Source organism: Alkalicoccus saliphilus (assembly GCF_003044065.1).
Classification (GTDB): domain Bacteria; phylum Bacillota; class Bacilli; order Bacillales; family Salisediminibacteriaceae; genus Alkalicoccus; species Alkalicoccus saliphilus.
The window spans coordinates 122,066-135,635 of sequence record NZ_PZJJ01000004.1 but is presented as its reverse complement, the minus strand read 5'-3'; the positions used below and the strand labels follow the sequence as shown (position 1 = coordinate 135,635).

Below are 13,570 nucleotides of genomic sequence, written 5' to 3'. Positions count from 1 at the left end.
CCGGGGGACTGATCGGGCTGCACCCGGTTTACACTGTAAATATTACTATCCAATTGTTGAGAAGGATTAACATACATATTAAGAAAGTGTAAATTTATCCTTCCTCCCCAAAAGGAAACCGGAGGAATTCGATCCGGAATGTCGTGCCTTTTCCCGGCCTGCTTTCCACTGACAGATTAGCATGGTGGGCTTCTGCCAGATGCTTTACAATTGCCAGTCCCAGCCCGGTGCCTCCGGAGTTTCGGCTCCTCGCCCGGTCCACCCGGTAAAAACGCTCGAATATTCTTGGTATTTCTTTTTTGGAAATGCCTATTCCGGTATCTGATACTTCCATAATCACATTTTCTTTCTGCCCGCGGATTCTTACAATAACTTCCCCACCTGCCGGGGTATAGACAACTGCATTATTGATTAAATTTATCATTACCTGTTTCAGACGGGCAGGATCTCCCGGAATGACGACATCACCGTCTACTTTCGTTTTCAGGTTCATCTTCTTTGCCGAAGCTTTTTCCGAAAGCATCGTTACTGCTTCTGAGACAAGCTCTGAAAGATCCACTTCCTGCCAGTCCAGCTGAAAATGCTCCCCTTCGATCCGCGAAAGCTCCAGCAGATCCGTTATCAAATCTTCCAGACGGCCTGATTCCCTTGCAATAATGGTCAAAAACTTCTCCCGCAGTTCTTCATCGTTCATTGCTCCGTCAAGCAGCGTTTCTGTAAAACCTTTTAAAGAAGTGACCGGGGTTTTCAGTTCGTGGGAAACATTTGCCACGAAGTCTTTCCGGGCCTGTTCCAGTTTTTTAAGCTCTGTAATATCATGAAATACGAGAACGATCCCTTTGAGTTTGTTATCCTGTCCAATAATCGGAGCGCCGTGAACATCGAAGTGACGGATGTATATCCCTTCCGACCATCGTATCTGTTTCCTCAACGGTCTTTCCGTCAAAAACAGTTCCTGCACAAACCGAATAATTTTTTTGTTGTCTATCACATCATAATACGTTTTGTTCAGCCATTTATCCGCTTCCGCTTCGAAAATAGCCGATGACGAACGGTTCATCAGGGTAATATCGCCCTTTTCATTAATAAGAATCAAACCGCTGCCCATATTTTCGATTAGTGTTTCCAGACGCTCCTGCTGGCTTTCATATGTTTTCGTTACCTGACTGAGATTTTCTGCCAGTACATTTATTGATCTGTTTAATTCTCCTGTCTCGGCATCAAGTGCTTCGTACGTTCTTGCCTGAAAGTTACCGCGGGCAAGCTCATTGGCCACCCTTCTCGCATCTTCAATCGGTTTAATCATTTCGTTTGTCAGTTTCGTAATAAACGCCAGAATGATAATAAACGCGATCAGAAACGAAACAAACAGTAGAATCCATACATTCTGGTACACATCGTTCAGTTCGCTCATTTCCAGCCCGAGCCGTAGAAAACCTTCTTCTTCTCCCCCGATCACAAGCGGCTCCGCATAGTAAAGCAGTTCTCTATCCACGGTACTGCTGAAACGGACGACAAAAGGGTTGCCATTATCACCTGCCCCCTGAATTTCCGGACGATCCAGGTGATTATCCATTTCTTCAGCATCCGCATCACTTTCAGCAATCACTTCGCCGTCTTCTGCAACGATCGTTATACGGGCATCCAGCCGCTGTGCCAGTTCATCCACCGTTTCTTCAACGGCCTGCCTGTCAGCAGTATCTGACTGCTCCAGAGAAAAGGCGACGACGGAAGCTTCTTTTTCTATACGTTCATTCATCCGGTCCTGATAAAAATCCTGTATAAAAGGGCCGAGCACTGCTCCAAGACTTGCCAGGACGAGAAGAACGATAAGTGAAAGCGGGAATATCAGACGAAAGCGGTAGCTATTCATCCTTCCCCGGATCCTCCATCTTATACCCAAGTCCACGCACAGTTTTAATATATACAGGTTTTCTCGTCGTCGGTTCAATTTTTTCACGAAGGTGACTAATGTGAACGTCTACGATACGTGTGTCTCCGACAAATTCGTAGTTCCAGACCGAGTTCAGAAGCTGGTCCCTTGTAAGGACCCGGCCTTTATTCTTTATAAGGTACAGAAGCAGCTCAAATTCCTTCGGTGTCAGCTCCAGAGCCTGTCCCTTCAAATACACTTCGTAGTTGTCAGGATATATATCCACATCTCCGATAACGATTTTATTCATCGGTTTTTCCTTACTTTCTTCCGGTTCAGCACGCTGGCTCCGGCGCAGAATAGCCCTTACGCGCGCAACCACTTCTCTCGGACTGAAAGGTTTTGTCAAATAATCATCCGCCCCAAGCTCCAGCCCCAGTACTTTATCAAATTCATCGTCCTTTGCCGTGAGCATTAGAATAGGTGTGGTGATCCGGTTCTGCCGCAGTGATTTACATACTTCCAGGCCATCCATCTCCGGAAGCATCAGGTCAAGAATGATTAAATCAAATTTTTCTTCCAGCGCCCTGTCCAGACCTGTTTTCCCATCCGCAGCCGAAACGACTTCAAATCCGCCCTGTTCGAGATTAAATTGAAGAAGTGTCAGAATCGATTCTTCATCATCTACTACTAAAAGTTTCTGTACCATGTTTATTCCTCCCTGCAGCAATTCAGGCCGGCACATCCGGCTGGGTAATATGGGCTGTTTCTCTCTTTCATATTACTACATTTTTAACGTAAGGCAACACTATCGGACTGATAATATTCTGCAGGAAGAAAGTACACTTCCTGTCCCGAGGCCTTCCAGGGAATGTTTCAGCGCTTTTTAAAATTTCAGAGGTATTCCTTCTATCTGCATTTACAGCTGTTACTGAAGAACTACATTGGGTTTTCCATGTAGAAAAACGCGTTCTCTGTCGCAAAAAACAACTTTATTCTTAATAATACGCTATGTTAAAGCATTCGCTGTTGATACCTGGAGAAAACCTTCGCTATCAACCGGCAGTCTTGCTGTGTAGAAGATCTCCGGGTGTGCCTAGGCCTATCCTCCAATTCCCTTCTTCCACGGGCCGGTATCTGCTTCGTTTTTTTCATGGGAAAAGAAATATTTCTGCTTCTCATAAACGAGCTGTTTTCAAGGTCGCCTAATAATAAATATAGATCTGATCAACAAACTAAAGCCTGTTCAGACGATGAATTGTCTGAACAGGCTTCAATCCCTACGAATCCGGTTTCCCAGCTTACAGGACGTCCCCGTACTGTACAGTTTTAATTTTTAACATTTCCTTCGCTGCACTATTAGAAATTTTCGAAGGTTCCTTCATCCTGCGTCACCGGCTTCCATGGATACGGCGGATAAACGACAAGCTGTGCGGTTACCACCCGATCCCCCAGCTCGTCTGTCATTTCAGCTTCCAGTGTAACTTCTTCTTTTTCCCTGTCCACAGCTGTAACCTGCATTTCCATTCTGACTTTGCTGTAGTGATATACAGGCTTCTCAAATCGAATAGTCTGTTCTTTGATTACCGAACCCGGTCCTGGAAGATGCATAGAAACAGCTGTCGTAAGAAAGCCGGTCAACATCAGCTGCGGCACCATCGGTCGTTTATAAGGAGTTCTTGAGGCGTAATCATGCTGAATGTAAGCCGGGTTGGCGTCATCACTGAAACCGAGATACAAAAGAATTTCCTTATCCGTAATTTGATGCTCCCGGCTGTACATATTCCCGGGCTGTATTTCTTTCATTGTCTTACCGATTTTTTTACGCTTGGAAAACAAATACATCTCCTCCTCTAAAAGAAACCGTTTTCAATATGATACAAAGAGAAGAGCTGAGAAAGCTCCCAGCTCTTCTTTCTTTTATATCTTACAGGGACTGCATTACTTTTTTTACGGAGTCTGCTGATTTATCCAGCTGATTTTTTTCTTCTTCCGTCAGATCGATCTGCAGCACTTTTTCAATGCCGCTGCCGCCGATAACTGTCGGCACTCCAAGATACATGTCGCTGTAACCGTATTCCCCTTCGAGATAGGCAATCGCCGGAAGAATACGTTTTTTATCTTTCACAATAGCCTCTACCATCTGAACAATGGAAGCTGCCGGAGCATAGTAGGCACTGCCGGAGCCGAGAAGGCCGACGATTTCACCGCCGCCTTTACGCGTGCGATCCACAATTTCCTGCAGCCGGTCTTTTGAAATAAGCTTCTCCACAGGAATACCACCTGCAGAACTGTAGCGGAGCATCGGCACCATGTCGTCTCCGTGGCCTCCGAGTACAAATCCCCGCACATCTTCCACAGATACGTTCAGCTCCTTGGCAATGAATGTGTTGAAACGGGCTGTATCCAGCACGCCGGACTGGCCGATAACTCTTTCTTTCGGAAAGCCGGATTCCTGATACACAGCATACGTCATTGCATCCACCGGATTGGTCAAAACAATAATAAAGCAGTCCGGAGAGTGCGCGACAATTTCTTTTGTTACGCTTCTCATGATTCCGGCGTTCGTGCTTATAAGATCGTCCCGGCTCATCCCCGGCTTCCGTGGAATACCGGCAGTAATGACGACAACATCAGATCCGGCAGTATCTGCATAATCAGACGTCCCTGTAATATTGGAATCAAAACCTTGAACCGGTCCCGCTTCCAGCATATCCAGCGCCTTGCCTTTTGTCGGGTCTTCATTGTCCGGAATATCAACAAGTACAACATCCCCAAGTTCCTTCTGGGCTGCCATCAGCGCTGTAGTTGTTCCGGTAAATCCACCGCCGACCACTGTTATTTTTCTGCGTTTAATTGCTGCCATATCAGACTACACTCCTTTGCCGGGTTAAGTGAAAGCTTTGTTAATTAACCGAGGTTTCGAATCAGTGCATCACCGAATTCAGAACATTTCACTTCCGTTGCACCATCCATAAGACGTGCGAAGTCGTAAGTTACTGTTTTTTCAGCGATTGTTTTATCCATCGCATTTTCAATCATGTCAGCCGCTTCTCCCCAGCCGAGGTGACGGAGCATAAGCACTCCGGACAGAAGAACGGAAGAAGGATTTACTTTGTCCTGGCCTGCGTACTTCGGTGCTGTACCGTGAGTTGCTTCAAAAATAGCGTGTCCTGTATCGTAGTTGATGTTGGCACCCGGCGCAATACCAATTCCACCCACCTGCGCAGCAAGCGCATCGGACACGTAGTCACCGTTCAGGTTCATCGTTGCAACCACGTCAAATTCTTTTGGACGTGTAAGAATCTGCTGAAGGAAAATATCTGCAATAGAATCTTTAACAATGATTTTGCCTTCGGATTCTGCTTTATCCTGTGCAGCGTTGGCTGCTTCTTTGCCCTGGTCGTCTACGATGCGGTCGTATTCTGCCCACGTAAACACTTTGTCTCCGAATTCACGCTCAGCAAGCTCGTAGCCCCAGTTCTTGAAAGCACCTTCCGTGAATTTCATGATGTTTCCTTTATGAACGAGGGTAACGTTTTTGCGGCCTTCATCAAGCGCGTACTGGATAGCAGAACGTACAAGACGCTCTGTACCTTCACGGGAAACAGGCTTGATACCGATACCGGAAGTTTCCGGGAAACGGATTTTGTCGGCACCCATTTCATTCTGCAGGAAGTCTACTACTTTTTTCACTTCCGGAGTCCCTTCCTGGAATTCGATTCCAGCGTAAATGTCCTCGGAGTTTTCACGGAAAATAACCATATCCGTATCTTCCGGACGCTTTACAGGAGATGGAACACCTTCATACCAGCGTACAGGACGAAGACATGCATACAGGTCAAGATCCTGACGAAGGGCTACGTTAAGGGAGCGGAAACCGCCGCCGATAGGTGTTGTAAGAGGACCTTTAATAGCGATCATATACTCACGGATCGTATCAAGAGTTTCTGCCGGGAGCCATTCGCCCGTCTTATCGTGGGCTTTCTGACCGGCAAGTACTTCTTTCCACTCGATAGCTTTCTCACCGTTGTATGCTTTGTCCACTGCTGCTTCAATGACTCTGGAAGAAGCCTTCCAGATATCCGGTCCAATACCATCACCTTCGATATAAGGAATAATCGGTTTGTTAGGGACGTGCAGTTCACCATTAGTTACTGTAATTTTTTCACCTGACATAAAACAAAAACCTCCTAGAAATATAGTTCGTTGCTTCACATAAGTACATCAAAAGGCGGAGCTGCAGACTCCCGCAGCTCCTTTGTACTTTATCATCTGCTGTTACCGCTTTTCAAGCGGGATCCATTCCTGCTTTTCAGGACCGGTGTATTCCGCACGCGGCCGGATCAGACGGTTATCCGCGTACTGCTCAAGAATGTGGGCAAGCCAGCCTGATACACGGCTCACTGCAAAAATCGGCGTGAAAATATCATGCTCGATTCCGAGACTGTGATACACAGATGCAGAATAGAAGTCCACGTTCGGAAGCAGTCCTTTTTCCGAGGAAACATATTCATCGATTTTGATGCTCATGTCGTACCACTTGGACTCTCCTGTAATTTCTGTAAGCTGGCGGGACATTTCACGCAGGTGCTTCGCACGAGGATCTCCTGCTTTATAAACACGGTGTCCAAAGCCCATGATTTTTTCTTTACGGGCAAAAGCATCTTTAATATATTGTTCCGCTTTGTCAGCTTCTCCGATTTCGCTGAGCATAGCCATAACGCGCTCGTTGGCACCACCGTGAAGCGGCCCTTTAAGAGCACCTATTGCTGCCGTAATGCCGGAATAAACATCAGAGAGCGTGGCAACACAGACACGGGCTGTGAATGTAGATGCATTCAGTTCATGGTCTGCATGAAGTACAAGCGCCTTGTTAAAAGCTTTTTCGGAAATTTCATCCGGCTCTTCTCCTGTAAGCATATAAAGAAAATTAGCTGCAAAGCTCAAATTTTCTTTTGGAGAAACTGGATCTTTCCCCTGACGAATGCGGGCAAAGGCAGTTACAATTGTAGGGATTTGTGCCTGAAGCTTCACCGCTTTGCGGTAATTGGCCTTTTCACTCATTTCATCCGCTTCTTCATCAAACAGTGCAAGGTTTGATACAGCTGTACGAAGTGCAGCCATCGGATGAATCTTTTCAATCGGATACGTTTTCATCTGTTCAACTACAGCATCAGGGACTGTGCTCGCCTGGGCAAGTTCTTTTGTGAAGGCTTCCAGCTCTTCTTTATTCGGAAGGCGGCCATTCCACAGAAGGTAGATAACTTCCTCAAATGTTGCATTATCTGCGAGATCATCGATATTGTATCCCTGGTAAGTCAGTACATCATCGATGATGGAGCTTACGCTTGACTGTGCTGCAACGACACCTTCTAAACCTTTCGTCGTACTCATGCTATCTCTCCTTTGCAAACAGAAATGCGGGTCAAGCCCGTTATACCCGGGTCTCCGCTGATTGTGATGTGATGAACAGACCATACGGCAAACCCGACCATTTAGAAAGCGGTTACGAAAAACGTTAACCGCAGAAAACCAGCGTATGATTTTCTATGTATTGATGTCACGCTTCCTATTATACCATTATTTGAATTTTTGTGAACGTTAAAATTTAGAAATCCAAAGAAGATTCAATCTTTTCCAGCAGAAAAACGCTCCCCGCACCGGTCATCCGCCAAGCGGGGAGAAAAATTCCACAATTTTCATAGCCAGGTAGGCTATTCCTGCACCGATAACCGGGCCGACTGCGACTCCTCCGAAAACCGCTACCGCCAGAATAGTTCCTGCAACGAGAGCTACGGTAATATGCGGATCGTTCTGTAGAAGGTGAATACCGTTCGCTGCAATTACTGCCACGAAAATTCCGGCTCCAAGAGCTATCCATGCATAGGACGACCCCATGGCTGCCTGCAGATCCTTCAGTCCTATCTCCCCCGTTATGATAGGAACGAGTACGGCAATCGTAATGATCGTAACGCCTATTTGAATACCTTTTGACTGAATAAACGGGAGTACGGAATTCCCGGTTCCTGAATAATATATCAGCAGTAACACAGCGACTGCGATCATTAACGTCTGATTTTTTGCAAAATAACCGACTGCCAGCAGAAGCAGCATAAACATAATCGGCTGATTCATTTTTCCCATTCCTTTCCTTTACTTTTCATCGAAAAAGCTGTTGTTTTTGAAACCTCATGAGAGAAAAAAATTCCTCCGAAGCTGTAGACACATATCCACTCAATAGAATGTTTATTTCAGCACCACAAAAACTGCACCAATACAACGGAAAAGCCTGCCAGCTTATCTGACAGGCTTTCCGCATCCGGATGGTACTTTCCCAATCCAGCTTTTAATATCTTCTTCCTGACTGATTGTCTACGATGTAGACGTTACCGGAGTAAACCATCTTTTCATACGCCCGCTGCAGCAGTTTTTTAAACATCTGTCTCGTGGCGGGGATGAGCAGCAGGAAACCGAGTGCATCAGTAATAAATCCAGGGGTCAGCAGCACAACACCGCCGATTAAAATACAGACCCCGTCCAGTATTTCCTCCCCGGGGACCTGGCCCTGCGATGTTTTCAGCTGGGCACGCCGGATCGCCTGAAGTCCTTCTCTTCTGGCAAGCCACGCTCCAAGCAGTCCGGTAAGGATGATCAACAGGACGGTAAGTGCAAGTCCTATAGTATTCCAGGACAGAAGTATAACAGCTATTTCCAATGCCGGTACGACAATAAGCAGCAGAATCAGAAGCTTTTTCATTTATCTCTCCCCTTTATTACATGACTTTAGTCCGTGAAGAATAGGTTGCTGCCTTCTAAAAACTCTGTGTTAAAGTTCGCTGTTGGTGCCTGAAAAAAAGGCGTGAAAAAGAGATTTCTCTTTCTCACGCCGGTCATCTCTACCTTTATTATAGAATACTTGCAGAACCTTTGTAAATCTTTCCTTGCGTTCCGTCGACTGTTACTTCTTCGCCGTCGGTAAACTTGCTGCGGGCATCTTCCACTCCTACAACAACCGGAATTCCAAGGTTCAGACCGACGACCGCAGCGTGGGAAGTAAGTCCTCCCTGCTCGGTAACGACTGCGCCGGCTTTTTCGAATGCATCAATCATATCACGGTCCGTATTGTTTGTTACGAGAATGTCCCCCTGTTTCGTTTTTTCAAGCGCTTCTTTGCTTGAGTCTGCTACAACGACATTCCCTTTCACTACTTTACGTCCGATTCCCTGCCCCTGGGCAATCACTTCACCAATGACATGCACTTTCAGCAGGTTTGTTGTTCCACGCTCGCCAACTGGTACACCGGCAGTAATAACGACGAGATCGCCATTTTTTACGTAACCGGACTTGAGCGCTTCGTCAACGGAAAGCTGAAGCATCTCGTCCGTAGAGCTCACGTCATTACCTATCTGGGCGTGAACACCCCATACGAGGGAAAGAGAGCGGCTTACGCGCGCATTGCTCGTCACAGCAATGATGACTGACTCCGGACGGTATTTGGAAATCATGCGTGCCGTATGCCCGCTCTGGGTTGCTGTAAGAATAGCAGAAGCTTTCAAGTTCATCGCCGTGTGTGTAACGGACTGGCTGATAGCTTCGGTAATAGTGTGCTCGTTTTCTTCGGAAATACGACGGAGGACGTCTTTATGCTTCATCGCTGTTTCTGCACGCAGTGCAATGCTCTGCATCGTTTGTACGGATTCTGTCGGATAGCTTCCTGCAGCTGTTTCGCCGGAAAGCATAATAGCGTCTGTTCCGTCCAGGATAGCATTGGCTACGTCGGAAGCTTCAGCTCTTGTCGGACGTGGGTTGCGCTGCATGGAATCCAGCATCTGCGTGGCGGTGATTACCGGCTTGCCGAGACGGTTGCATCGTTTGATCAGATCTTTCTGTACGAGCGGAACTTCTTCTGCAGGAATTTCCACTCCAAGATCTCCGCGCGCTACCATCAGACCGTCGGAAACCTGCAGAATTTCTTCAATGTTGTCGACGCCTTCCTGGTTTTCAATTTTAGGGATAATTTGAATGTGCTCTGCTCCGTGGTTTTCCAGCAGTTCACGGATTTCCAGCACGTCGGAAGCCCTGCGGACAAAAGAAGCTGCAATAAAGTCAACGTCCTGTTCGATACCAAATACAATATCGTTAGCGTCTTTTTCCGTAATACCCGGAAGGTTGACACTGACATTTGGCACGTTAACACCTTTTTTATTTTTGAGCGTTCCGTTGTTCAATACTTCTGTGATCAGTTCCCCATCCGCTTTGTCTGTTACAAGAAGCTCAATCAGACCGTCGTCCAGAAGAAGTTTCGCCCCGGGTTCGACATCGCTAATAAGATCCGGATACGTTACGGAAATAACATCTTTATTTCCTGTAACTTCTTTCATAGAAACGCGGAGGGTGCTGCCTTTAGTCAGCTCTGCTTCACCGCCCTCCAGTGTCTGTGTCCGGATTTCCGGCCCTTTTGTGTCCAGAAGCAGTGCAATCGTTTTTCCAGCTTCCGCCGCTGCTTCACGGATAGTTTTTATGCGTGCCCCGTGCTCCTCGTAATCGCCGTGGGAAAAATTCAGTCGGGCTACATTCATACCGGCGTCAATCAGTTCGGAAAGCTTTTCCCTGGATTCACTGGCCGGCCCTATCGTACATACGATCTTAGTCTTTCTCATTAGTAATTTCCTCCTTTATGTTCTGTCGGTCTTTATTCGGCACAAAAGCCGGGACCGGTTAGTTGGGGTCCCAGCTTAAGCACTCTTATTCTTAAATGGACAGCTCTTTGGAAAGCTGGTACATGTCCTGCTGAAATGGTGGTTTTTTGGCAAGGGCCTCTTCGATTGAATGATACACAATCTGGTTGTTTTCAATCCCTACTACCTGCCCGGCTTCTCCGGCAAGAAGGAGCTCTACTGCTTTCGCTCCAAGACGGCTCGCAAGCACACGGTCACGGCCTGTTGGAGACCCGCCGCGCTGCACGTGTCCCAGTACGGTGACGCGTGTTTCCAGGTCGGTTTCCTCCTGTATCTGCCTTCCGATATCCACTCCGGAGCCAACGCCTTCAGCTACAACAATGATACTGTGCTTTTTCCCGCGCGCATGCCCCCGCTTCAGACGTTTAATAATTTCTTCCATGTTTTCGTCAACTTCCGGTACGAGAATTGTTTCAGCACCATCCGCAAGACCAGCCCAGAGAGCCAGATCCCCGGCGTCCCTTCCCATTACTTCCACTACGTACGTGCGCTCATGGGAAGTTGCAGTATCACGAATTTTATCGACTGCATTAATGACTGTATTCAGCGCCGTATCAAAGCCGATCGTAAAGTCTGTTCCAGGAATATCGTTATCGATAGTCCCCGGCACTCCGATGGTAGGGAATCCCTGTTCTGCAAGCTTTTCAGCTCCGCGGAAGGAACCGTCCCCTCCAATAACTACGAGCGCTTCAATCCCGAATTTCTTAAGCTGTTCAATTCCCTTCTGCTGTCCTTCAGGAGTTTTAAACTCTTCACAACGTGCTGTGTAGAGCATTGTCCCTCCACGGTGGATAATATCACCGACAGAGCCCAGTTCCAGCTTTTCGATTTCTCCGTTGATTAAACCTTGATATCCGTAGTAAATCCCGTAAACTTCCAGGTTATGGTAAATAGCTTTACGGACTACCGCCCGGATTGCTGCGTTCATTCCAGGGGCATCTCCTCCGCTGGTTAATACTCCAATACGTTTCATTTGTCTCATTCACCTCGTATATATGGCATCAAATTGTTACATGAGTTTAAAATAACACTTTCAAATTTTAAACACAATAGACATCAGACGACCTGCAAACCCTTACAGTGACGGTGTTTCGACAAAAATCCCTATTCTTCGGTATTGGCATCGTTTACATACGTATACTCTCCGATACGATTAAATTTTTCATATCTTTCCTGGACGAGCTCCTCTTTATCCTTCTTTTTCAAAGAATGGATTGCCTCTTCCAGATATTCCCGGATATTTTCCGCCTGGGTGGTGACATTGCGGTGGGCGCCCCCTCTCACTTCCGGAATAACCGCATCGATAATTCCAAGTTCAAACAGATCCGGGGCTGTAATTTTCATTGTTTCTGCGGCAGCCCTTGCTTCGCCTGCATCTTTCCAAAGAATAGACGCGGCACCTTCCGGAGAAATAACGGAATAAGTGGAGTTTTCGAGCATATAAATACGGTCACCGACACCGAGCGCAAGTGCTCCTCCGCTTCCGCCTTCCCCGATAACTACACAGATGACCGGGGTACGGAGTCCTGCCATTTCAATGAGATTTCTTGCTATAGCTTCACTCTGCCCCCGCTCTTCTGCTGCTTTGCCTGGATAAGCACCTTTTGTATCGATAAAACAGATAATCGGCCTGGAGAATTTTTCGGCCTGCTTCATCAGCCGGAGTGCTTTCCGGTAGCCTTCCGGGTGCGGCATACCGAAATTGCGGAAAAGATTTTCCTTTGTATCTTTTCCCCGCTGATGGCCTATCACAGTTACCGGGGTCCCTTCGAAAAATGCCGGTCCGCCGACAATCGCCGCATCATCTCCGTAGAGCCGGTCTCCGTGCATTTCAAAGAAATCAGTAAACAGATGATGGATATAATCTTTTGTAGTGGGACGCTGGGAATGACGGGCCAGCTGGACACGGTCCCAAGGTTTCATGTTACCGTATATATCTTCTTCAAGCTGCTCCAGCCGGTCTTCCAGTTTAGTAATTTCTCCAGAGAGATCGATCCCTTTTTCGTCAGTAAATTCTTTCAGTTCAGCGATTTTTGAACGCAGCTCAATGACTGGTTTTTCAAATGGCAGCTGCTCGGGCATTAGTTAGTCCTCCTCCTGCGGCTGATGAATGGCAGTCAGCGTTGTTAATGTTTTTTTCATATGGTGACGGTGAATGACCTGGTCAAGCTGTCCGTGTTCCATCAGGAATTCGGCTGTCTGGAAGTTATCCGGCAGCTTTTGACGGATGGTCTGTTCAATAATACGCCGTCCCGCAAAACCGATCAGTGCACCCGGTTCTGCCAGGTTGACATCCCCGAGAGAAGCAAAGCTGGCTGATACGCCGCCTGTCGTCGGATGAGTCATCACACTGATAAACAGAAGATTTTCCTCATGCAGCTTTCGAAGAGCGGTACTTGTTTTTGCCATCTGCATCAGGCTGACTACTCCTTCCTGCATTCTGGCTCCTCCGGAAGCAGAAAAAAGGATAAAAGGAGTTTTGTCCTCTATCGCCCGATTAACAGCCCGGACAATTTTTTCCCCTACAACTGACCCCATGCTTCCCATGCGGAAGCTGGCGTCCATTACTGCAATCACGACAGGGTATCCGCCAATGCTTGCGGTTCCGGTGACAATCGCTTCACTAAGCCCGGTTTTTTCCCTGTCCTCCCTCGATTTTTCCTCGTATTCCGGAAAATTCAGAGGATCCTTCGAAATCATGCCTGCATTGATTTCCTGAAAAGAGTCCTCATCTATCGTACAGTGCAGACGTTCCCCAGCGGTCAGACGATGATGGTATCCACACTGTTCACACACCATATCATTTTTTCGGAGCTCCTTTATGTAGCATATGGATTTACACTCCGGACATTTGGCCATAATTCCTTCCGGGACTTCTTTTTTTGCTTCATCGCGGGGTATTTTTGCCTGTCTTCTTTTTTTGGAAAAAAGATCTCGAATCATATATTTTATCCTC

General features: G+C 47.0%; 12 protein-coding genes. All 12 read right to left on the bottom strand.

Going from position 1 to position 13,570, the window contains the following annotated elements; all coding sequences use genetic code 11:
- Positions 1 to 94: 94 nt before the first annotated feature.
- The 12 genes from pnpS to accD all read right to left on the bottom strand — a co-directional run bounded on the left by pnpS (position 95) and on the right by accD (position 13,557).
- The gene (gene pnpS / locus C6Y45_RS04270) at positions 95 to 1,873 is read right to left on the bottom strand and encodes a two-component system histidine kinase PnpS (protein WP_107583786.1); all 1,779 of its coding nucleotides are present in this window, start codon (positions 1,871 to 1,873) and stop codon (positions 95 to 97) included.
- Entirely contained in the window at positions 1,866 to 2,582 is a 717-nt protein-coding gene (locus C6Y45_RS04265; protein ID WP_107583785.1) for a response regulator transcription factor, read from the bottom strand. The genes pnpS and C6Y45_RS04265 overlap by 8 nt, the downstream gene beginning before the upstream one ends.
- 650 nt (positions 2,583 to 3,232) lie before the next feature.
- Complete coding sequence (locus C6Y45_RS04260; protein ID WP_245922542.1) at positions 3,233 to 3,718, bottom strand: MaoC/PaaZ C-terminal domain-containing protein; 486 nt, start codon at positions 3,716 to 3,718, stop codon at positions 3,233 to 3,235.
- Positions 3,719 to 3,800: 82 nt separating this feature from the next.
- The gene (mdh, locus tag C6Y45_RS04255) at positions 3,801 to 4,739 is read right to left on the bottom strand and encodes a malate dehydrogenase (protein ID WP_107583783.1); all 939 of its coding nucleotides are present in this window, start codon (positions 4,737 to 4,739) and stop codon (positions 3,801 to 3,803) included.
- A 44-nt stretch (positions 4,740 to 4,783) separates the two neighbouring features.
- Complete coding sequence (icd, locus tag C6Y45_RS04250; protein ID WP_107583782.1) at positions 4,784 to 6,052, bottom strand: NADP-dependent isocitrate dehydrogenase; 1,269 nt, start codon at positions 6,050 to 6,052, stop codon at positions 4,784 to 4,786.
- Between the two features lie 102 nt (positions 6,053 to 6,154).
- The gene (citZ, locus tag C6Y45_RS04245; RefSeq protein WP_107583781.1) at positions 6,155 to 7,270 is read right to left on the bottom strand and encodes a citrate synthase; all 1,116 of its coding nucleotides are present in this window, start codon (positions 7,268 to 7,270) and stop codon (positions 6,155 to 6,157) included.
- 270 nt (positions 7,271 to 7,540) lie between these two features.
- Entirely contained in the window at positions 7,541 to 8,011 is a 471-nt protein-coding gene (locus C6Y45_RS04240; protein ID WP_107583780.1) for a DUF441 domain-containing protein, read from the bottom strand.
- 211 nt (positions 8,012 to 8,222) lie between these two features.
- Positions 8,223 to 8,633, bottom strand: coding sequence for an FxsA family protein (locus C6Y45_RS04235; RefSeq protein WP_107583779.1), 411 nt, complete (start codon positions 8,631 to 8,633; stop codon positions 8,223 to 8,225).
- A 148-nt stretch (positions 8,634 to 8,781) separates the two neighbouring features.
- Positions 8,782 to 10,536, bottom strand: coding sequence for a pyruvate kinase (pyk, locus tag C6Y45_RS04230; RefSeq protein ID WP_107583778.1), 1,755 nt, complete (start codon positions 10,534 to 10,536; stop codon positions 8,782 to 8,784).
- 91 nt (positions 10,537 to 10,627) lie between these two features.
- A complete protein-coding gene (gene pfkA, locus C6Y45_RS04225; protein WP_107583777.1) occupies positions 10,628 to 11,587 on the bottom strand; it encodes a 6-phosphofructokinase in 960 nt (319 codons plus the stop codon).
- Between the two features lie 131 nt (positions 11,588 to 11,718).
- Entirely contained in the window at positions 11,719 to 12,696 is a 978-nt protein-coding gene (gene accA / locus C6Y45_RS04220) for an acetyl-CoA carboxylase carboxyl transferase subunit alpha (protein ID WP_107583776.1), read from the bottom strand.
- Positions 12,697 to 12,699: 3 nt separating this feature from the next.
- Positions 12,700 to 13,557, bottom strand: coding sequence for an acetyl-CoA carboxylase, carboxyltransferase subunit beta (gene accD / locus C6Y45_RS04215; protein WP_107583775.1), 858 nt, complete (start codon positions 13,555 to 13,557; stop codon positions 12,700 to 12,702).
- Between the last annotated feature and the right edge of the window lie 13 nt (positions 13,558 to 13,570).

What these genes read in the sequence shown, in the direction of transcription:
- pnpS (WP_107583786.1), bottom strand. Translation starts at nt 1,873, where the DNA reads ATGAATAGCTACCGCTTTCGTCTGATATTCCCGCTTTCACTTATCGTT.
- C6Y45_RS04265 (WP_107583785.1), bottom strand. Translation starts at nt 2,582, where the DNA reads ATGGTACAGAAACTTTTAGTAGTAGATGATGAAGAATCGATTCTGACA.
- C6Y45_RS04260 (WP_245922542.1), bottom strand. Translation starts at nt 3,718, where the DNA reads ATGTATTTGTTTTCCAAGCGTAAAAAAATCGGTAAGACAATGAAAGAA.
- mdh (WP_107583783.1), bottom strand. Translation starts at nt 4,739, where the DNA reads ATGGCAGCAATTAAACGCAGAAAAATAACAGTGGTCGGCGGTGGATTT.
- icd (WP_107583782.1), bottom strand. Translation starts at nt 6,052, where the DNA reads ATGTCAGGTGAAAAAATTACAGTAACTAATGGTGAACTGCACGTCCCT.
- citZ (WP_107583781.1), bottom strand. Translation starts at nt 7,270, where the DNA reads ATGAGTACGACGAAAGGTTTAGAAGGTGTCGTTGCAGCACAGTCAAGC.
- C6Y45_RS04240 (WP_107583780.1), bottom strand. Translation starts at nt 8,011, where the DNA reads ATGAATCAGCCGATTATGTTTATGCTGCTTCTGCTGGCAGTCGGTTAT.
- C6Y45_RS04235 (WP_107583779.1), bottom strand. Translation starts at nt 8,633, where the DNA reads ATGAAAAAGCTTCTGATTCTGCTGCTTATTGTCGTACCGGCATTGGAA.
- pyk (WP_107583778.1), bottom strand. Translation starts at nt 10,536, where the DNA reads ATGAGAAAGACTAAGATCGTATGTACGATAGGGCCGGCCAGTGAATCC.
- pfkA (WP_107583777.1), bottom strand. Translation starts at nt 11,587, where the DNA reads ATGAAACGTATTGGAGTATTAACCAGCGGAGGAGATGCCCCTGGAATG.
- accA (WP_107583776.1), bottom strand. Translation starts at nt 12,696, where the DNA reads ATGCCCGAGCAGCTGCCATTTGAAAAACCAGTCATTGAGCTGCGTTCA.
- accD (WP_107583775.1), bottom strand. Translation starts at nt 13,557, where the DNA reads ATGATTCGAGATCTTTTTTCCAAAAAAAGAAGACAGGCAAAAATACCC.